Here is a 25,951-nt window from a genome sequence, read left to right on the forward strand (position 1 = left end):
TTGCGCACCCGGTGTGCAAGCCAGAAGAGGCGCGTCGCCCAGGTAGAGTGTCAGAGGAGCCGTTTTCCAATGACGACGCTTGAGGGGGAGCGACGCCGAGGTAAGGTGATGCGCGGCATTCATCGTATCGACTACAGGGGCTGAATCCCCTGGGTTGTCACCAGAATTGTCCGTAAGGGCAATCAACAAGGTGGGGCGCTTCTGGGTGTATCGTAGCTTTCACTTCTACGTCTGCTCCCGTTTATCGCTCCCCCCTTGTGCCAAGGCTATGAAAAAAGTGTTCTCTGAAGAGGGCCACCCTGACACGAGGTTTTTACATGAACCAAGCAGCACCCCAGAATGCCACCGTTGTCGCCAAATTCGGCGGCACCAGCGTTGCCGACTATGAAGCCATGAACCGCAGCGCCGACGTCGTTCTCGCCAATCCGAACGTACGTCTGGTGGTATTGTCCGCTTCTGCGGGCGTCACCAACCTGCTGGTGGCTCTGGCCGAAGGCAGCGACGCCGACAAGCGTCACTATCAGCTCGACGAAATCCGCCGCATTCAATACGCCATTCTCGATCGCCTCGATAATCCGGCGGTAGTGCGCGACGAAATCGACCGCATGCTGGAAAATATTGCCATGCTGTCCGAAGCAGCCTCCTTGGCCACCTCCACGGCGCTGACCGACGAACTGGTCAGCCACGGCGAACTGATGTCTACCCTGCTGTTCGTTGAGATCCTGCGCAGTCGTAATGTGCAGGCGGAGTGGTTTGACGTACGTAAAGTGATGCACACCGACGATCATTTCGGTCGCGCAACGCCGGACAGCGTAGCGCTGAACCAACTGGCCCAGTCGCTGCTCAAGCCACGCCTGCAGGAAGCCCTGGTGGTTACCCAGGGCTTTATCGGCAGCGAGCCGAAAGGCCGCACCACCACGCTGGGTCGCGGCGGCAGCGATTACACCGCCGCCCTGCTGGGTGAAGCGCTGAGCGTCAGCCGGGTCGATATCTGGACCGACGTGCCGGGCATCTACACCACCGACCCACGCGTGGTTCCGGCGGCAAAACGCATCGATAAAATCGCCTTCGAAGAAGCAGCTGAAATGGCCACCTTTGGCGCAAAAGTCTTGCACCCGGCCACCCTGTTACCGGCCGTTCGCAGCGATATCCCGGTGTTCGTCGGCTCCAGCAAAGATCCGTCCGCCGGCGGTACCCTGGTGTGCAACACCACCGAGAACCCGCCGCTATTCCGTGCGCTGGCGCTGCGCCGCAAACAAACCCTGCTGACGCTACACAGCCTCAACATGCTGCACGCACGCGGTTTCCTGGCCGAGGTGTTCAGCATTTTGGCGCGCCACAATATCTCGGTGGACTTGATCACGACCTCCGAAGTTAGCGTAGCGCTGACCATGGATACCACGGGTTCAACCTCCACCGGCGGCAGCCTGCTGACCACTTCATTGCTGACCGAACTGTCGTCACTGTGCCGGGTAGAAGTGGAAGAAAACCTGGCGTTGGTCGCCTTGATCGGCAACAAGCTTTCCCAGGCCTGCGGCGTGGGCAAAGAAGTGTTCGGCGTGCTCGACCCGTTCAATATCCGCATGATCTGTTACGGCGCCAGCAGCTACAACCTGTGCTTCCTGGTACCGGGCGATGACGCCGAACAAGTCGTTCGCACCCTGCACCACAACCTGTTCGAATAAGCTACCGTCACCTTTGCAGGCGCGGCACGCCGCGCCTCTACCTCTAAAAAAGCAGTCCATAACCGTAGGGGTTCAGTTCACCGAACCCGCAAAAAACACAACACCACCCCCATCGTTGTTATTTGGCTAAGGAAAACCTCACTCATGCTGGCAAAATTTACCCGATTATTCCCTCTGTGGGCGGTGCTGCTCGCCGTCGCCGCCTACAGCACGCCCACCACCTTTACCGGGATCGGCCCCTACGTCAGCCCGCTGCTGATGCTGATCATGTTCGCCATGGGCGTCACGCTGCGGCTCGATGACTTTAAACGCGTACTGTCCCGCCCAGGCCCGGTTGCCGCGGGGATCTTTTTGCATTACCTGATCATGCCGCTGGCGGCCTGGCTGCTGGCAATGCTGTTCCATATGCCCCCGGATCTTTCCGCCGGCATGGTGCTGGTTGGCAGCGTTGCCAGCGGTACCGCGTCCAACGTCATGATCTATCTGGCCAAAGGGGATGTGGCGCTGTCAGTGACCATTTCGGCAGTCTCCACGCTGGTGGGCGTCTTCGCGACGCCGCTGCTGACCCGCCTGTACGTCGATACCGAGATCAGCGTCGACGTCATGGGGATGTTGCTGAGCATTCTGCAGATCGTGGTGATCCCTATTGGTCTGGGTTTGATCGTCCATCACACCTTTACCAAAACCGTCAAACGCATTGAGCCGATCCTGCCGGCGTTGTCGATGATCTGCATTTTGGCGATCATCAGCGCCGTGGTTGCCGGCAGCCAGAGCCATATCGCCTCGGTCGGGCTGGTGGTGATCGTGGCGGTGATCCTGCACAACGGCATCGGGTTGCTGAGTGGTTACTGGGGCGGCAAGCTGTTCGGCTTCGACGAATCGACCTGCCGTACGCTGGCAATTGAAGTCGGCATGCAGAACTCCGGGCTGGCCGCGACGCTGGGTAAAATCTACTTCTCACCGCTGGCCGCGTTGCCGGGTGCCCTGTTCTCAGTGTGGCATAACCTGTCCGGATCCCTGTTGGCGGGTTACTGGTCCGGCCGACCAATCACTAAAAAATAATTTCACCTCGGGGTGCAGTTCACATTTGCGCCCCGGACTCTCCTACGAAATTTCGTATTTCCCACTGGTCGGATTGTCAGAATTATCCCCATCCTCTATTATCCCCGCACAAAATAAAAATTCAGATTTTTCCCAGAGCTGCCGATAACCGCCTATAACGACGAGAGCGGAAAAGTCCAATTAATTTACTTTTTTAATTACCTCGTTATGAGTAATTGAAAGGTAATTATTAAAAAGATAAACAAGCAGCCTAATTATTATTTAGAAAAATAAAACCCACCTTCTTATTTTCCACTGGCGAATAAGAACCCCGCAATGTGATTGTCGCTCGCGATTCCGGGCCGGCCGTTGGCCGTCCGTTTATTGACCTCATGGATTGAGCAGGCCGCCCCGCGGCTTCTCATAATGGATTACAATGATCAGAAAAACCGCCGCCCTGGCGCTGCTGTTTAGCACCGCACTCCCCGCCGCCACCCTGCCGGAAATGGGGGGGTTCTCACCGATGAGCGAATCGCGTCGCGCTTTGCAAGACGGTACGCGTGAAGTGAATCAACAAATAGAGCAGCGGCGCTATCAGCAGCTTAAACAGCAGCAGTTGCTGGAAGACCCCGAACCCGCTGCACCGGCACTGCCACTTTCGGCTCAATGCCTGCCGATCGGCGGCGTGTATCTGCAGGGGATAACGCTGCTGTCGGCGAAAGATTTGGCAACGCTGAGTGCACTGCCAGAGCACTGCATCAGCAGCAACGACATCAATCGCCTGACGCGTGAATTGACCCGCTTATACCTGGATAAAGGTTATATCACCGCACGCGTGCAATTTATTCGCCCCAATGCCGAGGGGGAATTAGGCCTGCGTGTCACAGAAGGATTTATCGAAAAAATAGAGGGGGGCGATCGTTGGGTTAACAGCCAATTATTATTCCCTGGATTGGAAGGTCAGCCATTAAAATTAACCCAGCTCGATCAGGGATTAGATCAGGCCAATCGTTTGCAATCGAATAAAACCCGATTGGATATATTACCGGGCAGCAAAGTTGGTGGATCTATTATTCGGTTGCATAATCAACACACTAAACCCTGGTTGCTGTCCACTACGCTGGATAATTACGGTCAGAAAAATACCGGCCAGTGGCTGGCGCGGAGCACGGCAACGCTGGACAGCCCTTTCGGCCTGTCGGACTTCGCCAGCCTGAACGTTGCCGGCACGCTGGACAACCCGGCGCAACGCTATAATCGCGCCTATACCTTGCTCTATTCCCTGCCCTACGGCGCTTTCACCTTCAGCGGCTTTGCCAGCTACTCGCAATACCTCAACCACCAGCAGTTGGTGTTCAACAGCTACAAACTGCACGGCCAGACCCAACAGTACGGTCTGCGCGGCGACTATGTGTTTTATCGCGATCGCGACCAGATTAACGCCCTGAGCGGCCAGCTGACCCATAAGCGCATCACTAACTATTTCGAAACCGTACGTATTGGCCTCGGCAGCCCCACGCTCAGCTTGTTTGAGCTGGGCGTTAACCACCTGCAGATCCTGCCTACCGGGCTGATCAGCGCCAACCTCAGCGTAGAGCAAGGGTTGCCCTGGTTTGGCGCCGACCGTCAAGGGGGGGCCGGGCTGCCCGATCCCCAATTCACCAAGGGCAAGCTGTTCGCCAATCTCAACCAACGCCTCCAGCTTGCCGGTGCCACTTACCAGTTGAGCAACTTGCTGTACGGGCAATACAGCCGCGATCGCCTGCCTGGCGTGGAATGGCTCAGCTTGACGGACCGCAGCGCGATCCGTGGTTTCAGCCGCAGCACGCTGTCCGGTGATAACGGCTGGTATCTGCAAAACACCCTTTCCCGCAGCTTCACCTTGGGCCAGAGCAGCCTCACTCCACGTATCGGCGGCGACGTCGGCCGGGTGCTGCCTCGCGATAACCGACCTTCCGGTTGGCAAAGCAGCGCGGGGTTGAGCGCCGGTGTCACCCTGCGTTACCAACGCGCCATGTTCGACGTTGAAGCCAGCCGCGGTTGGCTACTGTCCAGCCACTCAATGCCCGACGATCCGATACAGGTACTGGCACGCTTTTCGTACACCTTTTAGTTTGCGTTTTTTTGCACTACCACAGCGATATATGGAGATACATGGATGAAAAATAATAACTTCAGGCTCTCGGGAGCGGGCAAGTTAGCCGCTTCACTGGCGATCATTCTCGCCTCCCTCGGCAGCGCGTACGCCGGCGAGATCGTAGCGGCCAACGGCGCTAACGGGCCCGGTGTTTCAACTGCCGGTAACGGCGCACAGGTGGTCAATATCGTGACGCCTAACGACCACGGGCTGTCACATAACCAGTATCAGGATTTCAACGTCAACCAACCCGGCGCGGTGCTGAATAACTCGCTCGATGCTGGGCGGTCTCAGTTGGCCGGCCAACTGGCTGCCAACCCAAACCTGAACAACCAGGCGGCCAGCGTGATCCTCAATGAAGTGATCAGCCGCAACCCGTCGCTGTTGCACGGACAGCAAGAAATCTTCGGCATGGCGGCCGACTACGTGCTGGCTAACCCGAACGGCATCAGTTGCGACGGCTGCGGCTTTATCAATACCAGCCGCTCGTCGCTGGTGGTGGGTAACCCCCTGGTGGAAAACGGCATGCTGCAGGGCTACAGCACGTTGGGCAATCGCAACACCCTGAGCCTTGATGGCCGGCTGAACGCCAGCGGCGTGCTGGATTTGATCGCGCCGAGAATCAACAGCCGCGGCGAGGTCATCGTCGCACCGCTGTACGATAAAAAAAGCGATAAAATGATCTCGGCGATCAACGCCATCAGCGGCAACAACCGCGTATCGCGCGATGCACAGGTGCTCAGCAGCGAACAACCTGAGCTCACAGTCTGGGACCAGTTATTAGGCACCACGGACAGCTACTATCTTGGCAGCATGCAGGCAGGGCGCATCAATATCATCCATACCGTCACCGGCAGCGGCGTAAAGCTGGCGGGCAAGCTGGATGGCAGCGACGAAATCCGGGTGAAAGCTTACAACATCCGCACCGACAGCCAGGTCAACGACAGCAGCAGCAACCGCAATAGCGGCGAGAATTACCAAAACTACCGCGGCGGGATCTACATCAACGACCGCAGCACCGGTCAGCAACTGGCCCGCACCGAACTGAAAGGCAAGAATATCAGCCTGGTGGCCGATAACAGCAACCACCTGACCGCCACCGACGTTCGTGGCGAAGAGATCACGCTGCAAGGCGCCAGCCTGACGCTCGACGGTCGGCAACTGAAGCAGACTCAGGGCCATACCGATGAGCGGTGGTTCTACAGTTGGAAATACAACGTCACCCGTGAGAATGAGCAGCTTCAACAGGCCACCAGCAACATTGAGGCCACGAAGAATGCCACGCTGACCGCCACCGAGCAGGATGTGACGCTGCGCGGCGCCAAGGTTTCTGCGGGCAATGCATTGAGCATCGACGCCAAGCGCGACGTGCAGCTCAGCGGATTGATCGAGCGAGAAAAAACCAGCGAACGCGGTAATCAACGCAACCATACCCCCAGCCTGCGTACCGGCAGTTGGAGCAACAGCAATGAAACCGAAAGCCTGAAGTCCAGCAGCGTCTTCTCCGGCGGTGATTTGGCGATAAAAGCCGGTAATCGCGTCGTAGGCCAGGGTACCAAAGTGTACGCGTCAGGCGATCTCAAGGTGGATGCCAACGACCAAATCAATATCGGCGTACAAAAAACCGCCAATGAGAAAACCGTTCGCGACAATAAAACCTCATGGGGCGGTATCGGCGGCGGCAACAACCAGGACAACAGCAACCGTCGCGAAGTCAGCAACGCTTCTCAGGTGACGGCCGACGGCACCCTGTGGCTGAACGGCAAACAGGGCGTGACCATTACCGGCAGCACCGTGAAGGGCGCCAAAGGCGGTTTTGTCGCCGCCACCGACGGCGGTCTGCGCATCGATAACGCCCTCAGCACCACGGTTGACAAGGTGGATGCCCGTACCGGCACCGTCTTCAATATCACCAGCAGCTCGCAAAAGTCCAATAACAGCCACCAACAGTCCACCGCCAGCGAATTGGTTTCCGATACCAACCTGCAGTTGGTCAGCAAAAAGGATACCGACGTGGTGGGCAGCAAGGTGACCAGCACCGGTAAGCTGGAAGTCAATGCCGGCGGTAATATCAATGTCAGCAGCGGAGAACAGCAGCAGCACATTGATGAGCAAAAAACTGCCCTTGCCATCAACGGCTATGCCAACGAGAAAAGCGACAAGCAATACCGTGCCGGTTTACGTATTGAGCATACCAGTGACAGCGAGAAAACCACCCGCAGCGAACAACAGTCATCAACGCTGAGCGGCGGCAGCGTCGCGCTGAAAGCAGACAAGGACGTGACCTTCAGCGGATCCAAACTGGTGACCACCCAAGGTGACGCCAGCATCAGCGGCGACAACGTGGCCTTCCTGGCAGCCGACAACAAGACCACCAGCGATACCGAAAAAACTAAAATCGGCGGCGGAGTCTACTACACCGGCGGCATAGATAAAGTTGGCTCCGGCATCGAAGGCGGTTACGAGAACAGCAAGACACACTCACAAAGCAGCAAGGCGGTGACTTCCGGCAGCGATATCGCGGGCAATCTGACGATTAATGCCAAAGACAAACTGACCCAGCAAGGTGCGCAGCACCAGGTTGGCGGCAAATATCAGGAGAATGCCAACAGCGTTGATCACCTGGCCGCCGTCAACAGCGAAAGCAGCAACACCACTAAAACCGACGTCGGCGTAGACATCGGTGCCAACGTCGATTACAGCGCCGTCACCCGCCCGGTAGAACGTGCGGTAGGGAAAGTCGCCAAGCTGGACGCCAACGGCGTGATTAACGAGATCGGCGGCATCGGCGCACCGAATATCGGGCTGGATATTGGCGCCAATGGCGGCAGCAGCGAAAAGAGCAATAGCAGCTCCCAAGCCGTAGTCAGCAAGATTACCGCCGGATCCATCGACGTAAAAGCCAGCGGGAAATTGCAGGATACTGGAACACAGTATCAGGCGACTCAAGGGAACGTAGCGCTGACAGCCGATAGCCACCACAGTGAAGCGGCGAAAAACAGCCAGCAGGAAAGCAGCAGCGAAACCCGCGGCGGCGCCAGCGTGCGCGTTTATACCACCACCGGCAGCGATCTGACCGTCGATGCCAAAGGCGAAGGCGGCAATAAGCACAGCGAAAGCACCGGCAGCCAGGCCGTGACCGGTAGCATCACCGCCGCCAATGGCATCGACATCAAGGTCAAGCAAGACGCGGTGTATCAGGGTACTTCGTTGGAGGCCGGCGACGGCAAGGCGAAGGTAAAAGCGGAAGACGGCAACATCCGTTTCGACCAGGCCACCGATACCAGCCATGAAAGCCACAACGGCTTCAATGTCAAAGTGTCGGCCAAAGGCGGTACCACACCGGAAACCAAAAGCTTCGGCCTTGGGCTGGGTGGCGGCTACAGCAACGGGAAGAGTGACGGCAGCAGCGCGCAAGTCAGCAACATCGGCGGCAAACAGGGCGTAGAACTGGATGCCGGCCGTGGGCTGACGCTGCAAGGCAGTAATGTCACCAGCCAGGGCGACGTTTCGCTGAAAGCGGGAGACAAGGTCGCGCTTCAGGCAGCCCAATCGCAGCAGACCCGCAAGGACGATACGCTCTCCGGCAATATCGATATCGGCGGCAACAGCACCGATAACGACAAAAAGAGCGCGGGCGGCCTTTCTCTCGGCGGCGCGTTTGACATTGCCAAGGTAGATGAGACCTCGACGACCCAGCAAGGTGGCAAAATCACCAGCGGCGGCGCAGTGACCATTACCGCCAAAGGCAACGACGCGCATGCCCTGCATCTGCAGGGAACCGAGGTCAAGGGCAGCAGCGTTGGCCTGAACGCCGAGAACGGCGGCGTGGTGCTGGAGTCGGTACAAAACCAGGAGCAGAAAAACAACTGGAACCTGGGGCTGAAGGCTAACGCCAAAGGCGGCCAATCCTTCAATAAGGACGCCAACGGCAAGGTGGATACCACCAGCGGCAGCGACACCCATACCCTGGGCGCCGGTGTGAAAGTCGGTGTGGATAACCTGCAAAAAACCACTCAGGGCAACAGCCTGATTAGCGCAGGAGAAGTCACGATCAACAGTGGTAAAGACACCCAGTTGGCCGGCGCCCGAATCGATGCCGACAGCGTGCAAGGCAACATCGGTGGCGATCTGCGCGTCGAAAGTCGCAAAGACAGCGAAAGCAGCGTGAAGGTCGATGTGGATGTCGGTCTGAGCCACACCAACGACCCGGCCAGCAGCATAACCAGCAAACTGTCGAAAGTGGGTACCCCGCACTACGCGGGTAAGGTGAAGGAGAAGCTGGAGGGCGGCATCAACAAGGTCGCTGACGCCACCACCGACAAGTACAACAGCGTAGCTCGTCGCCTCGATCCGAAGCAGGACACCACCGGCGCGGTCAGCTTCAGCAAGGCCGAAGGTAAGGTCACCCTGCCGGAAACGCTGGTCGGCGAAAAAGAAAAGGGGCCACTGTGGGATCGCGGCGCTCGCTTCCTGGGCAACAAATCCAAAGAGAGCCTGACCGGTCCTGCCGGGCTGCAAGGTCAGTTCAAGGTCAAGGCCGACGTAGTCAATAACGATGCAGTAGGCGTGCAGTCGGCCATCAATGGGAAAAATGACGTTGCGCTCAACGTTCAGGGCACCACTCGTCTCACTGGCGGCGAGATCCGCAGCCAGCAAGGTGAAGTGACGCTGGGTAACGGTAAACTGGAACAGCAGGACGTGGCCGGCAACCGCTATCAGGGTGGTGGTCATCTTGATGCCGCTGCCTCGGCAGGCGCACTGCTGGGCATCGCCGGTAAAAGCGTGGTGAACCTGGAGACACCGGTCGGCGGTTATATCAATAACCAGGCCGCCGATGCCAAAGCGGGGGTCTTTTCGGGTAAATAATTGAGGTACTGCCCCCGGCCACGCCGGGGGCATGACTTACAGCGTGCTGGGCGTATCCTCCCACTCGCGCTCATCATCCTTTTCATCTTGATCCAGCACGTTATATGCCACCGCACAGAACAGTGAGTTCAGGCGTTTCATATCCCCCAACAGCCCCAGGTGCAGCGAGCTGGTTTCAATACTTTGAACGTTCTGCTGATGCAAGCGATCAACGTGCGCATGGGCGTAACGACGATCCAAAATCCGGAACCGATGCTTGGAGCGCCGCAGCCGTTTGGCGCTGGTAAGGTCACCGGACAAGAACACCGACAGTCCCAGACGCAGATTGCCTATCAGCCGCTCATGCAACGCATCCAGTTCGGCCAGCCCTTCGGTGGAGAATGCTCGCCGCGCCGCGTGTGATTTCGCCCCCACGTCCCCGGCCATGCGCTCGATAATGTCACCCGCCTGTTCCAGATTCAGCGCCATCTCGATGATTTCCGCCCAGCGCCGAGAGTCTTCCTCGCCTAAATCCTCTTTCTGGATCTGCGCCAGATACAGCTTGATGGCGGTATAAAGCACGTCGACGTCATCATCCAGCCGGCGAACCTCTTTATCCTGCCCCTGCTTACCGTGCAGCACTTCGCGCTGCAGAATCATCATGTGCTCCACCACGTCGCCCATACGTAGGGTTTCACGTGCCGCGTTGGCCAATGCCAGCGTCGGGGTATCCAGTGCACTGGCATCAAGGTGCCGCGGTCGCAATCGGGGATCGTCCGCCGCCACGTCGGCAATCAGCGTTTCACACAGGCGCGCCATCGGCCCGGCCAACGGGATCAGCACCAGGCAACGGATCAGGTTGTAGAACACGTGGAAGTAGATAACCAACTCTTCGTTGCCGCCAGGCAACCGAGTCATCACGTCCGCCAGATAAGAGACAAACGGCAGCACCAGCACACAACCCATCAGCTTGAACAACAGGCTGCCGAGCGCCACCCGACGACCGGCGGCATTCTGGCCGCTGGTGTTGATCATCGCCAACAGACCGCTGCCAAGATTGGCACCGATCACCAGGCACAGCGCCACCTTCAGCGAGATCACCCCGGAGGCCGTCAGAGTGGCAGTCAACAGTACGGCCGCCAGGCTGGAATAGCTGACAATGGCGAACAGCGCACCGGTCAGGGCATCCAGCATCACATCACCGGTCAGTGATGAGAACAACACTTTCACACCCGCCGCCTGGGTGATTGGCGTCGCGGCGGCAACAATCAGCTCCAGCGCCAGTACGATCAGCCCGAGGCCGATACACACGCGCCCCATTTGCCCTACACGGGTTTGCTTGCGGCTGAGAAACAGGAAGACGCCGACCAGGATCAGCAGCGGTGACAGCCAGGAGAGGTCAAAGGTCAGTATTCGCGCCATCAGCGCGGTACCGACATCGGCGCCGAGCATGATCACCAGTGCGGGCGTCAGTCCCACCAGCCCTTGCGCGACGAAAGAGGTCACCAGCAACGCCGTGGCGTTACTGCTTTGCACCAGCGCGGTCACGCCGATACCAGAGACGAACGCCAGCGGTTTTTTCTCTACGCTGTCGCTCAATACCCGGCGCAAATTAGCGCCGTAAACCCGCATAATTCCGGTGCGCACGATGTGGGTACCCCACACCAAAAGGGCAACGGAAGAAAGCAGATGAAGAAGGGTCAACACGGAAGGAACGCTCCCTTCACGCCCGGCAAGACACAGCAGGCTATCCTGCCTGCCAGGCGTGCATAAAGGCAGGACAGCGGCAACAGGCTGCAGACCGCTATTGGAGGGTTAACGCAACGGCAGGAATTACCCTGGAGTTATCATTGAATGCCGCAGCGATGTCATGCAACTTCCCGTAATGTAACAGTTTCTAAGTGTAGTCCAATTTCACTGCCGTCGGGCCGCAAATCTTCGACCGAACGGTTGAGCACGTCGACCAGCAGCTCCACACCGCGGGCCAGTACCCGATAGCGCACCACGTTGCCCAACAGGCTGTGGTTAAGGATCACCGCGGCAATCCCCTGCCCGGCAGGCACCAGGGTAATGGACTCTGGTCGAACAGCTACCTTACCGTGGTAAGGGCTGCCGGTCAAAGTCGTCGCCTGTTCCGCACTCAACAGGTTGTAGTTGCCGATGAACCCGGCTGCGAAAACGTCGGCCGGCTGGGTATACAGAGTTTCCGCGTCACCGCTTTGTACGATTTGTCCTTTGTTCATCAAGACAATGCGATCCGACAGCGTCAGCGCTTCTTCCTGATCGTGGGTAACGAAGATGGCCGTCAGGTTCAGTTCACGCTGGATCCGACGGATCTGTTCGCGCAGGTGCTTACGGATACGCGCGTCCAGTGCCGAAAGGGGCTCGTCGAGCAACAGCAGCCGCGGACGGGTCACCAGCGAACGTGCCAGCGCCACCCGTTGGCACTGTCCACCGGACAGCTGATGCGGATAGCGTTTCGCCAGCTCAGTCAGCTCCACCAACGCCAGCACCTCTTGCACCCGTTGCTGGATCTGACCGGCCGCCAGCTTTTGCATTTTCAGCCCGAACGCGACGTTGCCCTCAACGGTCATGTTCGGGAATAACGCATAGCTCTGGAACACCATACCGATACCGCGCTTTTGCGGGGGGAGCGGCACCAGATCCTGGCCCTGCAGCAGGATCTGTCCGCTGTCGACCGAGGTCAGCCCCGCCAGACAGCGCAGCAACGTCGATTTACCGCAGCCGCTCGGCCCGAGCAGCGTGACAAACTCGCCCTCCTCGGCGGTGAAGTCGATATCCTGAAACACCTGGGTCTGGCCATAGTGTTTATTGAGGCGGGTGACATTGAGGTAAGCCATGCGGTTAGCCCTTATTTTTGTTCAGCAAATTCGCCAACCAGGTGACAATCAGCACCACGGCGAAATAAGAAATGACCAGTGCGCTGGTGAAATGGCCGCTGCCGTTACGCATGTTGTAGAGGTAAACCTGCAGCGTTTCGTATTGGCTGCCCACCAACAGGTTGGCGAAGACGAATTCGCCAATCAGGAAAGAGAACGACAGCAGTACCGCAATCATCCCGCCCTTACGCAGGTTCGGCAGCACCACCAGCAGCGCCGCCTGCCAGGTACTGGCGCCCAGCAGATGTGCGGCGTCCATCAGGTCGCGCAGGTTGATCGCCTGCAGGTTGTTGCTGATGGCACGGTAAATAAACGGCAGCGTAATGGAAAAATAGCAGCCGATCAGGATCCACGGCGTGCCCAGCAGCGGCAGCGGATCGGCGGCGAACAGCTGCATCAACCCGACCGCCGACACTACCGGCGGCACGGCAAATGGCAGCAGGATCAGCACGTTCATTACCGCATCCAGTTTGGGAAAATAGTAAGCAATCACAAACATCGTTGGCAAAATCACCACCACCGCCAGCACCAGGGTGCCAAAGCAGATCAGCAGCGAGTGCCACAGCGCCAGCAGGAAGCGGGGATCGCTCCATAAGGCCACCAACCATTTCAGGGTAAAGCCGTCCGGCAGAATAGTCGCGCCCCACTGGGTGGCCAGCGCATAAATCAGCGTCGCCGCCAGCGGCAACAGCAGGATCAGCAACAACAGCCCACTTACTACGCGGTGATAGCCGGTTTCAAAGCGCGACATGGCCGCCCTCCGCAACATTATGAGCGCGCATTGAGGTAGCTCCTGCGCAACAGCCATTGATGGATCAGAGTAATAAACGCCATCATCACCACCAGCAGCATAGCCAGCGCGCTGGCCAGGTTAGGGTCGAGTGAGATATCCCCCGCGACCAGCGCCGATATGCGGATCGGTATCACGTTGAAATTGCCAGTGGTCAACGCATACACCGTGGCATAAGCCCCCAGTGCGTTGGCCAGCAGGATGACAAAGGTGCCCATCAACGCCGGCGCCAGCACCGGCAAGCCAATATGCCGCCAGTAGCGCCACGGACTGGCGCCAAGCAGCGATGCCGATTCGCGCCAGTCCTCGCGCAGCGCGTCAAACGCCGGGTACAGCAGCAGCACGCCCAGCGGGATCTGGAAGTAGGTATAAAGTACGATCAGTCCGGTTTTGGAATACAGGTTGAAGCTTTCCATCAGGCCATATTTGCGCAGCAGCAGCGTCAGGCAGCCGTTCAATCCCAGCAGAATGACAAAGGCAAACGCCAAGGGGACCCCGGCGAAATTGCTGGTCATGTTGGTAAACGACATCACAAAATCATGAAACCGCGTCTGACCGAGTCTGCGCAGTGAGTAACTGCCTACTAACGCAATCAGCAGCCCATAAACGCTCGACCAAAGAGAGATCTCCAGCGAGAACTGAAACGCCTGCAAATAGAACGGCGAGGTCAGTACGTCAACATAGTTGCCCAGCCCCCAGCCGCTGGTCTGGCTGAAAAAGCTGCTGACGGCAATCCACACCAGCGGCGCAATTTGAAACGCGCCGAACAGCAGGATAAACGGCAGCAGGCACAGCGCGGCAATCCACTTAGCTTTCATGGCTCACCCTTAGGCCAACAGCGCACGGCAACGCGGCTTGTCGTGCGGTATCTGCAGCACTTCGCACAGGGTGCCACACAGGTCGGTTTGCTGCGGATTAGCGTCGCTCTGGCTGAAGGCGTCACCGAAGACAAACAGCGGCACCTGTCGCTCTTCCGGCAACACGCCGCCGTGGCTGCGATCGTCATTCATGCCGTGATCGGCGGTGACCATCACCTGATAACCCGCATTCAGCCAGTCGGCCAAATAGCGCGACAGTACGCCGTCGGCGTTGCGCGCCGCATTGCGGTACTGCGGCGATGACAGGCCAAAGCGGTGCCCGGTGTCGTCAATGTTCATCGGGTGGATCAGCAAGAAATCGGGTTGATGACGGCGGCGCAAGCTTTCCGCATCGTCAAACAGGTGAGAATCCGGGTAACGGTCGTCGTAATAAAAATGGCCGTGCTGGATCGGCAGCTCGGCATCGTCGGTATGGCGATCGCGCGCGGCGTCGAACGGGGTACGATTGTACAGCTCACTGAACCAGTGATAGGCCGCTGCCGCGGTAGTCAAGCCCGCGGCACGAGCGTAGTGAAACACGCTTTGCTGATGCGAGAGGCGTGACACCTGGTTATGCACCACGCCACTCTCCACCGGCGGCACACCGGTGAGGATGCATTCGTACAGCGGTCTGGAGAGCGAGGGCAACTCGCTCTCCAACTGATACAACCGTCCGCGCCCTGCCGCACATTCGGCCTGCAGATAGCCCATGGCGTCGTGTGCCACCTGATAGTTCAGACCGTCCAGCAGCACGAGGATAGTTTTCATGATGGTTTAACTCACTGCTGCATAAACATAATGACGTTTTCCTGCCACTGGCGCGGCAGCGTTTTGGCACTTTGCTCCCAGGCCGCCGGATCGGCGATCGGGTGAGCATTCTTATACTGTTCTGCCGGCAGCAGCTTGGCTTTGACATCGTCTGGCAACGTCAGGTGTTCCGCTCGGATTGGACGCGCATAGCCGCGCGCCAGGTTGATTTGGCCTGCGTCTGAGAAGATGTATTCGCGTGCCAGCTTGGCGGCATTCGGGTGTTTGGCGTATTTGTTGATAATGGTGGTGTAACCGGAAGTGATAGATCCGTCAGAGGGGATCAGCACTTCAAAGCGGGTTTTGTCGATCTGATCGCGGTAGTTCAAACCGTTAAAGTCCCAAACCACCCCCACCTGCACTTCGCCCTTTTCCAGCGAGGCGATCACCGGGTTGCTCAGGCTCAGGCGCCCGGCCTTGGCCAGCTTGCCGAAGAATTCCAGGCCCGGCTTCAGGTTCTTTTCGTTCCCGCCCATCGCGTAGGTTGCCGCCAGCACGCCGCTGGCCGCCTGTGAAGCGGTGCCGACGTCACCAATAGTGACCTGATAAGTGCCCTTCAACAGATCCGCCCAGCTGTGAGGGATCTCTTTCACCTGTTTTTTATTGATAATGAAGGCGATGGTGCCGGTATAGGCCAGTGCCCAGTGGCCGTCCTTGTCTTTGGCCCAGTCAGGTACCTGTTCCCAGGTGGAAGGTTTATACGGCTGGGTCACCCCTTTTTGTACCGCGATAGGGCCGAATGCCGCGCCCACGTCACCAATATCCGCCGTAGCATTGCTCTTTTCCGCATCAAACTTGGCAATTTCCTGCGCCGAACTCATGTCGGTATCGACATGCTTCAGGCCGTATTTGCTCAGCAGATCCTGCCAGGTATCTTTCCAGTTAGCCCAGCTGTCCGGCATGCCGACGCTGTTGACTTCCCCTTCCTTCTTGGCAGCCTGTTCCAGCGCCGCCAGATCGGAATCGGCTGCCCAGCTCATTTGACTGGTCAGGACAATGGCACTGGTTAACACAGAAGCGCACAAACGTTTCATAACTGATGCTCCGGGTGGTAGTGTGGGAGTGGCTGGACTAGTCCAGCAAGAACCAAGCCAATCTAACGGACGAATGTGATAATTATATGTCAGTCTAAAAAAGCAGCGGTTTTATCGCATTTGGCGTGTTCGTCAGCCCTTCGCTGGTCTACCTTTAGCGGGGATAAACGCACTAAAATGGGGCATCTGTTGCATGAGTGAAGTATCGACAACCGTGGCGGCCATCTGCCAGACGCTGAACGCCCGGATCGCCCTGGGGGAGTTCAGCGCCGACGGCAAATTGCCTTCGGAACGTGCTCTGAGCGAACAGTTTTCCACCACCCGTATTACGCTGCAGGAAGCGCTCGGTCAGTTGGAGGCGCAGGGTGTGATCTACCGTCAGGTGAGGCGCGGCTGGTTTATCTCGCCGCCGCGGCTGATTTACAACCCTCTGCAGCGCAGCCACTTCCACGCCATGGCGCAACAGCAAGGGCGTGATGCCCATACCGAAGTGATCGACAGCGCCACCGTGCCGCTGCGCGAAGATCTGAGCCAAAAACTGGCTTTACCGTCCGGTAGCGAGGTCTATCGCATTCGTCGGTTGCGCTACATCGATAGCCGCGCGGTGCTGTATTGCGAGCACTACCTCAACCCGGCCTACTTTGCCGGCATTCTGGAGGAAGATTTAACCCAGTCGCTGACCGGGCTGTATGCCGAACGCTACGGCATTCGCTACGGGCGGGTACGTTTCGATATGCTGCCAACCCTGCTGTCGCAGGAAGCGGCAGCCATGCTGAAGGTCACCTACGGCAGCCCGGCATTGTTCATTACTCGGGTTAACCGCGATCAGCACGATCGGGTGATTGACTGCGATTTGGAATACTGGCGATACGACGCGCTGCACATTGACGTCGAAGCGTTGTAATGACATGGGCGCATTGCTGCGCCCATCAAGAGAGGATCAGTCGGCGTCGTAACCGAGATTAGGTGCTAACCAGCGCTCAACCTCGCCGACGCTCATGCCTTTGCGCGCCGCATAATCTTCAACCTGATCGCGCTGGATCTGCGCCACCGCGAAATATTTGCTTTGCGGGTGGCTGAAGTACCAACCGGATACCGCCGCCCCCGGCCACATGGCGAAGGACTCGGTCAATTCCATGCCGGTATGACGGTTAACGTCCAGCAGCCGCCAGATCTCCGCTTTCTCGGTGTGCTCCGGACAGGCCGGATACCCCGGCGCCGGACGAATGCCCTGGTAATTTTCGCGGATCAGCTCTTCGTTACTCAGGTTCTCGTCGCTGGCAAAGCCCCAGTGCACCTTGCGCACCTGTTCATGCAGGTACTCGGCGAAAGCCTCCGCCAAACGGTCGGACAGCGCCTTCACCATGATTTTATTGTAATCATCGTGCTGCGCGTCATAGGCCGCCGCCAGTTCATCCTCTTCCAACCCACCGGTCACTGCGAAAGCCCCGAAGTAGTCGGCCTTGCCGCTGCTTTTCGGCGCGACGAAGTCGGCCAGGCAGTAGTTCGGGAAGTCGGTTTTTTCGGTCTGCTGGCGCAGATGACGACTGACCACCAGCACCTCATCGCGATTTTCGTCGCGATAAACTTCGACATCGTCACCGACCCGGTTAGCCGGGAACAGGCCATAAACGCCGCGCGGGTTGAGGCTGCCGTTAGCGGCCAGCATATCCAGCATCTGGTTGGCGTCAGCAAACAGCCGCTTGGCTTCTTCCCCCACCACTTCATCTTCCAGAATGCGCGGGTATTTGCCCGCCAGCGACCAGGTCATAAAGAACGGCGTCCAGTCGATGTAATGCCGCAGCGTCTCGATACTGGCTTCGACCGGGTAAACGCCCAGTTGCTTCGGTACCGGTGGCTGATAATTTTCCCAGTCCAGCACCATGGCATTCGCGCGCGCTTTCTGCAGGTCAACCGGCGGAGTTCGCGGTTTCTTGCGTGCGTGCTGAATGCGGACGGTTTCGTATTCTTTACGGGTTCGCGCCACAAAATCGTCGCGCTGAGCGTCGGAAAGCAATGCCGACACCACGCCCACGGTACGCGAGGCATTTTGTACGTAGGTGGTTGAGCCGCTGTAATTCTGCTCAATCTTCACCGCAGTATGGGCCTTGGAGGTGGTAGCGCCGCCGATCAGCAGCGGCAGGGTAAAGCCCTGACGCTCCATCTCTTTCGCCACGTTGACCATCTCGTCCAACGACGGGGTGATCAGTCCGGACAGGCCGATAATATCCACATTTTGGTCGCGCGCGGTTTTCAGGATTTTCTCCGTCGGCACCATCACGCCCAGATCGACAATTTCATAGTTGTTGCACTGCAGCACCACGCCAACGATATTCTTGCCAATGTCGTGCACGTCGCCCTTCACCGTCGCCAGCAGGATTTTGCCTGCCGTTGAGCCCTTTTGCTTGCTGGCCTCAATGTACGGCTCCAGATAGGCCACCGCCTGTTTCATCACGCGGGCGGATTTCACCACCTGCGGCAGGAACATCTTGCCTTCGCCGAACAGATCGCCGACGACGTTCATGCCCGCCATCAGTGGCCCTTCGATCACTTCGATCGGGCGATCCGCCCTCTGTCGGGCCTCTTCGGTATCGAGCTCGATAAACTCGGTGATGCCTTTTACCAGCGAGTATTCCAGCCGTTTTTCGACCGGCCAGCCGCGCCATTCCGCCTGCTGTACCGCCACTTCGTTGTCTTTGCTGCCGCGGTATTTCTCCGCCAGTTCCAGCAGCCGTTCGGTCCCGTCGTCACGACGGTTGAGGATCACGTCTTCCACCGCATCGCGCAGCTCAGCCGTCAGATCGTCGTAGATCGCCAACTGCCCGGCGTTAACGATCCCCATGTCCATGCCGTTGCGGATCGCGTGATACAGGAACACCGCGTGGATCGCTTCGCGTACAGGATCGTTGCCGCGGAATGAAAACGACACGTTGGACACGCCGCCGGAAATCATCGCGTGCGGCAGGTGAGTTTTGATGTCGGCGCAGGCTTCGATAAAGTCGACGGCGTAGTTGTTATGCTCTTCAATACCGGTAGCAACGGCGAAAATATTCGGGTCGAAAATAATGTCTTCCGGCGGGAAGCCGACGCGCTCGGTCAGAATTTTATAGGCACGGCGGCAAATCTCGAATTTGCGCTCGCGCGTATCGGCCTGGCCCACTTCGTCAAACGCCATCACCACCACCGCGGCACCGTAACGACGCACCAGCTTGGCATGATGAATAAAGGCCTCTTCGCCCTCTTTCATCGAGATGGAGTTAACGATGCCTTTGCCCTGAATGCACTTCAGGCCTTTTTCGATCACCGACCATTTGGAGGAGTCGATCATGATCGGCACCCGGGCGATATCCGGCTCACCGGCGATCAGGTTGAGAAAACGCACCATCGCCGCTTCCGCGTCGAGCATCCCCTCATCCATGTTGATGTCGATAATCTGGGCGCCGCTTTCCACCTGCTGGCGAGCAACCGCCAGCGCTTCACTGTATTTCTCTTCTTTGATCAGCCGCTTAAAACGTGCCGAGCCGGTCACGTTGGTACGCTCACCCACGTTGACGAACAACGTTTTGGCATCGATGTTTAGCGGTTCCAGCCCCGCCAGACGGCAGGCCACCGGGATCGCCGGCAATTGGCGCGGTGGCACGCCCGCCACGGCCTTGGCCATGGCGGCAATGTGCTCCGGCGTGGTACCGCAGCAGCCACCGATGATATTCAGGAAGCCGGCTTGCGCCCACTCCCCAACCTGCCTCGCCATCTCTTGCGCATCCAGATCGTATTCACCGAACGCATTAGGTAAACCGGCATTGGGGTGTGCAGTGACGTAGCTTTCCGATATACGCGACAGTTCGGCAACGTATTGACGCAGTTCATCCGGCCCCAGCGCACAGTTCAGGCCAAAGCTCAGCGGTTTGACGTGGCGCATCGAGTTATAGAAGGCTTCGGTGGTTTGACCGGACAGAGTTCGGCCGGAAGCATCGGTGATGGTACCGGAAATCATGATCGGCAGCGAAACGCCCAAGGCTTCGAATTCGGTTTCCACCGCGAAGGCGGCGGCCTTGGCGTTCAGGGTATCGAAGATGGTTTCGATCATGATCAGATCGACACCGCCCTCCACCAGCGCACGCGTCGACTCGCGGTAGGCTTCCACCAGTTCGTCGAAAGAAACGTTACGAAAAGCCGGATCGTTGACGTTCGGCGAAATAGAGGCGGTGCGGTTGGTCGGCCCCAGCACCCCGGCCACGTAGCGCGGCTGCTCTGGGGTACGCGCAGTCCATTCGTCTGCGCAGGCACGTGCCAGGCAGGCGGCCTGATAGTTAATCTCGGCGGACAGCGACTCCATATGGTAGTCGGCCATGGCGATGGAGGTGGAGTTGAAGGTATTGGTTTCGAGGATGTCGGCTCCCGCTTCCAGATAGCCGTAGTGAATGGCGGTAATGACCTCGGGCTTGGTCAGCACCAGCAGGTCGTTATTGCCTTTCAGATCGCTTTGCCAGTCGGCAAAACGCTCACCGCGAAAATCGCTCTCTTCCAGACGGTAGCTTTGGATCATGGTGCCCATGCCGCCGTCCAACACTAAAATTCGCTGCGCTAACTGCCGGCGCAGTTGTTCAACTCGATTCACCACCCCTTATCCCCTTTATCTTTCAAGCCACTGCTATATTGACCCCTATGTAAAATTACCGGGTCACTATGTCACCATCACCCATACCCTAGGGATTTCAAGTTGCGGCTAGGCGCCCAGCCTGTTCATCCCCTGGAGCTTACTAAGGTAAGTGACTGGGGTGAACACGTGCAGGCAACAACGCTGCGGCTTGAAAGACGACGGGTATCGGTCATCCTAGCACAGGTTGTGCCGCTAAAGGGGTGAGCGGTTATTGAGAGTTTTTCAGGTTGTCTGGCAACACATCCGATGAGCTGATTGACGGCTTGCATTTCACACGTAAAAAACGAAAATGAATTCCATCATACGGAAAAAGGAATGTGAATCATGGCCACCCCCGTTCCCGCCAAACGTGGCAAGAAGCCCCGCGCTGCATCTCCAAGCGCCAGTGCGGCAACCGGTCAGGTACAGTCGCTGACCCGTGGCCTGAAATTATTGGAATACATTGCCGAAGCCCAGGGTAACGTGGCGCTGACCGACCTGGCCCAACAGGCGGGGTTACCGAACTCCACCACTCACCGTCTGCTTTCCACCATGCAACAACAAGGGTTCGTGCGTCAGGTCGGCGATCTGGGTCTGTGGACTATAGGTTCACACGCCTTTGTGGTGGGCAGCAGTTTTCTGCAAAGCCGTAATCTGTTGGCGATGGTGCACCCAACGCTGCGTCGCCTGATGGAAGAGTCTGGCGAAACGGTTAACCTGGCGGTGCTGGATACCAGCGAGTACCAGGCGATTATTATCGACCAGGTGCAATGCACCGCGCTGATGCGCATGTCTGCGCCCATCGGCGGCAAACTGCCGATGCACGCCTCCGGTGCCGGCAAAGCCTTTCTGTCCACCCTGCCGGACGATCAGGTCACCAAATTGCTGCATAAAAAGGGCATGCAAACCTATACCCAGCATACGCTGACGCCGCACAACCTGAAGGAAGGGCTGGCGCAGATCCGCAAGCAGGGTTTCTCGTTTGACGATGAAGAGCATGCGCTGGGTCTGCGCTGCGTGGCGGCCTGCATTTTTGACGAGCACCGCGAAGCCTTCGCTGCCATTTCGATTTCCGGCCCCGTATCGCGCATCACCGACAACCGCGTGATTGAGCTGGGCGCCTTGGTGATCCATGCCGCAAAAGAGATCAGCCTGGAATACGGTGGCGTACGTTAAATTTGTTGTTGGGGTGCCCCCGTGGCGCCTCGCTCCCCTTCTGTTGTCAGTATGTGAAACGCTGTAGGTAGAGTGTTTCGACGCCTGAAAAAAACTTGAAGCCGATCACAGTTAACGATCCTGCCTGCTAAAGCCCATTGCAACTGGTTAAACTTCCTTCGACAATGTTACCGATAACATGTTACCGGTAACAAATAATGCAAGGTAACGCCACTTGTCGTTTTGGAGCTAAGCCATGACCAATAATCAAAACCGTATTTACGTCATTATGGGCGTTTCCGGCAGCGGCAAGTCTGCCGTGGCCGCCGCAGCGGCCCGCCAACTGTCTGCCGGGTTCCTTGACGGTGACTTTCTGCACCCGCGCAGCAATATCCTGAAAATGGCCGCCGGTGAACCGCTGAACGATGACGATCGCGCCCCATGGCTGGCCGCCCTCAACGATGCTGCCTTTGCGATGCAACGCACCAATACTGTTTCGGTCATTGTCTGTTCGGCGCTGAAAAAGCACTACCGCGATCGCCTGCGCGCCGGTAACGGCAACCTGTCGTTCATCTACCTGCACGGCGATTTTCCGGTGATCGAAGCCCGCCTGGCTGCGCGTAACGGCCACTTCTTCAAGCCACAGATGCTGGTAACGCAGTTCGCGGCGCTGGAGCAACCGGGCGCGGACGAAAGCGACGTTATGTCTGTAGATATCAACCAGCCGCTGGAAGCCGTCATCGCCGATACCGTGCGACATATCCAGAGTTTCCTGCCACAGGACGTGTGCGCGTGAATACTGTAACGCTGGTCGGTACCGCAGTCGGCTCGGTTCTATTACTGCTGTTTCTGGTGATGAAGGCACGCATGCATGCCTTCGTCGCGTTAATGTTGGTGTCTATCGCTGCCGGTATTTTTTCCGGCATGCCGTTGGACCGCATCGCCGATACCATGCAAAAAGGCATGGGCGATACGCTGGGTTTTCTGGCGATCGTCGTGGCGCTGGGCGCCATGTTCGGCAAGATACTGCATGAGGTCGGCGCACTCGATCAAATTGCGGCACATTTGCTGAAACGTTTCGGCCAAAGTAAAGCCCATTACGCGCTCGGTATCGCCGGGTTGATCTGCGCCCTGCCGCTGTTCTTTGACGTGGCGGTGGTACTGCTGATCGGCATCGTGTTTGCCGTCGCACGTCGCACCGACGGCAATATCGTCAAGCTGGCCATTCCCTTGTTCGCCGGCGTCGCCGCTGCGGCTTCCTTCCTGCTGCCGGGGCCGGTCCCAATGCTGCTGGCGGCGCAAATGAAAGCCGACTTCGGCTGGATGATCGCCATCGGCCTGGTCGCCGCCGTCCTCGGCATGCTGATTGCAGGCCCATTGTACGGCAGCTTTATTAGCCGCTTCGTTAACTGGCCAATGCCGGCAGACGAAAACGAACCGACACTCAACAAAGGCAACCTGCCGTCATTTGGCTTTAGCCTGGCGTTGGTACTCTGCCCACTGGTGCTGGTCGGCATGAAAACCATTGGTGCGCGTCTGGTCACGCCAGGTTCTCAGTTGCAGCAGTGGCTGGAGTTTATTGGCCATCCGTTCACCGCCATTTTAATCGCCTGTCTGATCGTGATTTATGGGCTGGCAAAACCGCGCGGCATGACCAACGAACAAACGCTGGCCATCTGTTCGGCTGCAGTGCAGCCCGCCGGGATCATCCTGCTGATGACCGGTGCCGGCGGCGTATTCAAACAAATCCTGGTGGATTCCGGCGTAGGTCCGGCACTGGGTGACGCCATGATTGGCACCGGTTTGCCGATCGCCGTAGCCGCCTTTGCATTATCCGCTATGGTACGCGTGATCCAAGGCTCCGCCACCGTTGCCTGCCTGACCACCGTTGGCCTGGTGCTGCCGGTGACCAGCCAGTTGGGGCTCGGCGGTGGGCAGCTGGCCGCGCTGGCTATCTGTATTGCCGGGGGGTCTATCGTGCTCAGCCACGTCAACGATGCCGGTTTCTGGCTGTTCGGCAAGTTTACCGGCGCCAATGAGCTGCAAACGCTAAAAACCTGGACGGTGATGGAAACCATCCTTGGCAGCGTGGGTGGCATCATCGGCATGATCGCTTTCACCCTGTTTTAAATCACGATAACGACATAACACCGCCCCCGGCCTTTGCACATCAGGGCCGCAATATTCCACCGGGGGCACCGCCACAGGCGGCGTCTATAACAATAGCCATGTGAGGAAGGTATGCTTAATCCCACCCTATCCCGTGTCACGCAACGCATCATCGACCGTTCCAAACAGAGCCGCGCCGCCTATCTGGCACGCATTGAAGCGGCGCGTTCCCAAACCGTGCACCGTGCACAGCTGGCCTGCGGTAATCTGGCGCACGGTTTTGCCGCCTGTCAGCCGGACGACAAAACCGCACTGAAAAACATGGTGCGCAGTGATATCGCCATCATCACCGCTTATAACGATATGTTGTCTGCCCACCAGCCCTACGAAAACTATCCCCAACGGCTGAAACAGGCGCTGCATGCCGTGGGCGCGGTCGGTCAGGTAGCCGGAGGCGTACCGGCGATGTGTGACGGTGTGACCCAGGGGCAGGATGGTATGGAGCTGTCGCTGATGAGCCGCGACGTGATCGCCATGTCCTCAGCCATCGGCCTGTCGCACAATATGTTCGACGGCGCGCTGTTCCTCGGCATCTGCGACAAAATCGTGCCGGGTCTGGTGATGTCCGCCCTGTCATTTGGCCATTTGCCGTCGCTGTTTGTGCCTGCTGGCCCGATGAGCAGCGGCTTACCGAACAAAGAGAAAGTGCGCGTGCGTCAGCTGTACGCCGAAGGCAAAGCCGATCGACTGGCGCTGTTGGAGGCCGAAGCCGCTTCTTATCACGGCATCGGCACCTGCACCTTCTACGGCACCGCCAACACCAACCAGATGGTAATGGAAGTGATGGGGTTGCACCTGCCGGGATCCTCCTTCGTTCACCCGGACACCCCTTTGCGCGATGCGTTGACCGACGCTGCCGCACGCCAGGTCACTCGCCTGACCGAAACCGCCGGCAACTATCTGCCAATCGGCAAACTGGTGGATGAAAAGGTGGTGGTTAACGGCATCGTTGCGCTGCTGGCCACCGGCGGCTCCACCAATCTGACCATGCATATGGTGGCGATGGCGCGCGCCGCCGGCATCATCATCAACTGGGACGACTTCTCCGAACTGTCGGACGCCGTACCGCTGCTGTGCCGTATCTACCCGAACGGCCCGGCGGACATCAATCAGTTCCAGGCATCTGGCGGCGTCGCCCTGGTGGTGCGCGAACTGCTAAAGCACGGCCTGCTGCACGAAGACGTACACACCGTGGCCGGTTTTGGCCTGACGCGTTATACCCAGGAGCCGTGGCTGGATAACGGTCAGTTGGCCTGGCGTGAGGGCGCGGAAAGCTCGCTCGATACCCAGGTTATCGCCAGCGTGGCGGAGCCTTTCGAACATCACGGTGGCACCAAGGTTTTGGCAGGCAACCTCGGTCGCGCGGTGATGAAAACCTCGGCGGTGCCGGCCGACAATCAGATTATCGAAGCGCCGGCGGTGATATTTGACAGCCAGCATGACATCGTGCCGGCATTTGAAGCCGGCAAGCTGGATCGCGATTGCGTGGTGGTGGTTCGCTTCCAGGGGCCGCAGGCCAATGGCATGCCCGAACTGCACAAGCTGATGCCACCGCTGGGCGTGCTGATGGACCGCGGATTTAAAGTCGCGCTGGTCACCGATGGCCGCCTGTCAGGCGCCTCCGGCAAGGTGCCTTCCGCTATCCACGTGACCCCTGAAGCCTATACCGGCGGCATGCTGGCCAAGGTGCAGGACGGCGATGTGATCCGCGTAAACGGCCGCACCGGTGAATTGGCATTACTGGTCGATGCCGACATTCTGGCCCAGCGAGCGCCTTACCAACCGGACCTGAGCGCCGAACATACCGGCTGCGGCCGTGAACTGTTCGGCGCATTACGCAGCCAGCTTTCCGGTGCCGAACAGGGCGCCTGCTGCATTAAATTTTAACC

General features: G+C 58.2%; 16 protein-coding genes and 1 riboswitch. Of the genes, 9 read left to right on the forward strand and 7 right to left on the reverse strand.

From position 1 onward, the window contains the following. Positions 1 to 16: 16 nt before the first annotated feature. Positions 17 to 209: riboswitch (Lysine riboswitch) on the forward strand. 108 nt (positions 210 to 317) lie between these two features. The 4 genes from lysC (at position 318) to AAZT04_RS19035 (ending at position 9,732) form a co-directional block, all read left to right on the forward strand. Continuing rightward, positions 318 to 1,685 carry a lysine-sensitive aspartokinase 3 gene (gene lysC / locus AAZT04_RS19020; protein ID WP_129984041.1) on the forward strand — a complete coding sequence of 456 codons (1,368 nt, stop codon included), beginning with the start codon at positions 318 to 320 and terminating at the stop codon, positions 1,683 to 1,685. A 144-nt stretch (positions 1,686 to 1,829) separates the two neighbouring features. Beyond that, the gene (gene panS, locus AAZT04_RS19025; RefSeq protein ID WP_020837188.1) at positions 1,830 to 2,747 is read left to right on the forward strand and encodes a ketopantoate/pantoate/pantothenate transporter PanS; all 918 of its coding nucleotides are present in this window, start codon (positions 1,830 to 1,832) and stop codon (positions 2,745 to 2,747) included. A 415-nt stretch (positions 2,748 to 3,162) separates the two neighbouring features. Continuing rightward, a complete protein-coding gene (locus AAZT04_RS19030) occupies positions 3,163 to 4,839 on the forward strand; it encodes a ShlB/FhaC/HecB family hemolysin secretion/activation protein (RefSeq protein ID WP_434681343.1) in 1,677 nt (558 codons plus the stop codon). Between the two features lie 45 nt (positions 4,840 to 4,884). Then, entirely contained in the window at positions 4,885 to 9,732 is a 4,848-nt protein-coding gene (locus AAZT04_RS19035) for a hemagglutinin repeat-containing protein (protein ID WP_262033151.1), read from the forward strand. Positions 9,733 to 9,768: 36 nt separating this feature from the next. On the opposite strand, the gene AAZT04_RS19040 is transcribed toward AAZT04_RS19035, so the two are convergent. The 6 genes from AAZT04_RS19040 to AAZT04_RS19065 all read right to left on the reverse strand — a co-directional run bounded on the left by AAZT04_RS19040 (position 9,769) and on the right by AAZT04_RS19065 (position 16,099). Beyond that, positions 9,769 to 11,418 carry a Na/Pi cotransporter family protein gene (locus AAZT04_RS19040; protein WP_041415041.1) on the reverse strand — a complete coding sequence of 550 codons (1,650 nt, stop codon included), beginning with the start codon at positions 11,416 to 11,418 and terminating at the stop codon, positions 9,769 to 9,771. A 161-nt stretch (positions 11,419 to 11,579) separates the two neighbouring features. After that, a complete protein-coding gene (locus AAZT04_RS19045) occupies positions 11,580 to 12,572 on the reverse strand; it encodes an ABC transporter ATP-binding protein (protein WP_129984044.1) in 993 nt (330 codons plus the stop codon). 4 nt (positions 12,573 to 12,576) lie between these two features. Beyond that, complete coding sequence (locus AAZT04_RS19050) at positions 12,577 to 13,362, reverse strand: ABC transporter permease (protein WP_129984045.1); 786 nt, start codon at positions 13,360 to 13,362, stop codon at positions 12,577 to 12,579. Positions 13,363 to 13,379: 17 nt separating this feature from the next. Further along, positions 13,380 to 14,219, reverse strand: coding sequence for an ABC transporter permease (locus AAZT04_RS19055; RefSeq protein ID WP_020837194.1), 840 nt, complete (start codon positions 14,217 to 14,219; stop codon positions 13,380 to 13,382). A 9-nt stretch (positions 14,220 to 14,228) separates the two neighbouring features. After that, a complete protein-coding gene (locus AAZT04_RS19060) occupies positions 14,229 to 15,026 on the reverse strand; it encodes an alkaline phosphatase family protein (protein WP_044553841.1) in 798 nt (265 codons plus the stop codon). Positions 15,027 to 15,037: 11 nt separating this feature from the next. Further along, complete coding sequence (locus AAZT04_RS19065; protein ID WP_020837196.1) at positions 15,038 to 16,099, reverse strand: ABC transporter substrate-binding protein; 1,062 nt, start codon at positions 16,097 to 16,099, stop codon at positions 15,038 to 15,040. A gap of 193 nt (positions 16,100 to 16,292) precedes the next feature. Here AAZT04_RS19065 and AAZT04_RS19070 point away from each other — a divergent pair, with 193 nt between their 5' ends. After that, a complete protein-coding gene (locus AAZT04_RS19070) occupies positions 16,293 to 17,003 on the forward strand; it encodes a UTRA domain-containing protein (protein ID WP_129984046.1) in 711 nt (236 codons plus the stop codon). A gap of 36 nt (positions 17,004 to 17,039) precedes the next feature. Here the strand turns inward: AAZT04_RS19070 and metH are convergent, their stop codons facing one another. Continuing rightward, entirely contained in the window at positions 17,040 to 20,720 is a 3,681-nt protein-coding gene (gene metH, locus AAZT04_RS19075) for a methionine synthase (protein WP_129984047.1), read from the reverse strand. A gap of 363 nt (positions 20,721 to 21,083) precedes the next feature. Between metH and iclR the strand changes: the two genes are divergently transcribed. The 4 genes from iclR (at position 21,084) to edd (ending at position 25,949) form a co-directional block, all read left to right on the forward strand. After that, a complete protein-coding gene (iclR, locus tag AAZT04_RS19080; RefSeq protein ID WP_046372508.1) occupies positions 21,084 to 21,914 on the forward strand; it encodes a glyoxylate bypass operon transcriptional repressor IclR in 831 nt (276 codons plus the stop codon). 235 nt (positions 21,915 to 22,149) lie between these two features. After that, a complete protein-coding gene (gene gntK, locus AAZT04_RS19085) occupies positions 22,150 to 22,689 on the forward strand; it encodes a gluconokinase (RefSeq protein ID WP_020837209.1) in 540 nt (179 codons plus the stop codon). Beyond that, the gene (gntU, locus tag AAZT04_RS19090; RefSeq protein ID WP_020837210.1) at positions 22,686 to 24,023 is read left to right on the forward strand and encodes a gluconate transporter; all 1,338 of its coding nucleotides are present in this window, start codon (positions 22,686 to 22,688) and stop codon (positions 24,021 to 24,023) included. Before gntK ends, gntU begins: the two co-directional genes overlap by 4 nt. 111 nt (positions 24,024 to 24,134) lie before the next feature. Then, positions 24,135 to 25,949 carry a phosphogluconate dehydratase gene (gene edd / locus AAZT04_RS19095; protein ID WP_308530070.1) on the forward strand — a complete coding sequence of 605 codons (1,815 nt, stop codon included), beginning with the start codon at positions 24,135 to 24,137 and terminating at the stop codon, positions 25,947 to 25,949. Positions 25,950 to 25,951: the final 2 nt, after the last annotated feature.

Origin of the sequence: Serratia sp. Je.1.23.a, from assembly GCF_051129805.1 — a bacterium.
Lineage (GTDB): Bacteria > Pseudomonadota > Gammaproteobacteria > Enterobacterales > Enterobacteriaceae > Serratia > Serratia liquefaciens.

Coding starts and splice junctions, on each gene's coding strand:
- lysC (WP_129984041.1), top strand. CDS start 318: ATGAACCAAGCAGCACCCCAGAATGCCACCGTTGTCGCCAAATTCGGC.
- AAZT04_RS19065 (WP_020837196.1), bottom strand. CDS start 16,099: ATGAAACGTTTGTGCGCTTCTGTGTTAACCAGTGCCATTGTCCTGACC.
- AAZT04_RS19035 (WP_262033151.1), top strand. CDS start 4,885: ATGAAAAATAATAACTTCAGGCTCTCGGGAGCGGGCAAGTTAGCCGCT.
- AAZT04_RS19045 (WP_129984044.1), bottom strand. CDS start 12,572: ATGGCTTACCTCAATGTCACCCGCCTCAATAAACACTATGGCCAGACC.
- iclR (WP_046372508.1), top strand. CDS start 21,084: ATGGCCACCCCCGTTCCCGCCAAACGTGGCAAGAAGCCCCGCGCTGCA.
- AAZT04_RS19050 (WP_129984045.1), bottom strand. CDS start 13,362: ATGTCGCGCTTTGAAACCGGCTATCACCGCGTAGTAAGTGGGCTGTTG.
- edd (WP_308530070.1), top strand. CDS start 24,135: ATGCTTAATCCCACCCTATCCCGTGTCACGCAACGCATCATCGACCGT.
- panS (WP_020837188.1), top strand. CDS start 1,830: ATGCTGGCAAAATTTACCCGATTATTCCCTCTGTGGGCGGTGCTGCTC.
- AAZT04_RS19030 (WP_434681343.1), top strand. CDS start 3,163: ATGATCAGAAAAACCGCCGCCCTGGCGCTGCTGTTTAGCACCGCACTC.
- AAZT04_RS19070 (WP_129984046.1), top strand. CDS start 16,293: ATGAGTGAAGTATCGACAACCGTGGCGGCCATCTGCCAGACGCTGAAC.
- AAZT04_RS19055 (WP_020837194.1), bottom strand. CDS start 14,219: ATGAAAGCTAAGTGGATTGCCGCGCTGTGCCTGCTGCCGTTTATCCTG.
- AAZT04_RS19060 (WP_044553841.1), bottom strand. CDS start 15,026: ATGAAAACTATCCTCGTGCTGCTGGACGGTCTGAACTATCAGGTGGCA.
- gntK (WP_020837209.1), top strand. CDS start 22,150: ATGACCAATAATCAAAACCGTATTTACGTCATTATGGGCGTTTCCGGC.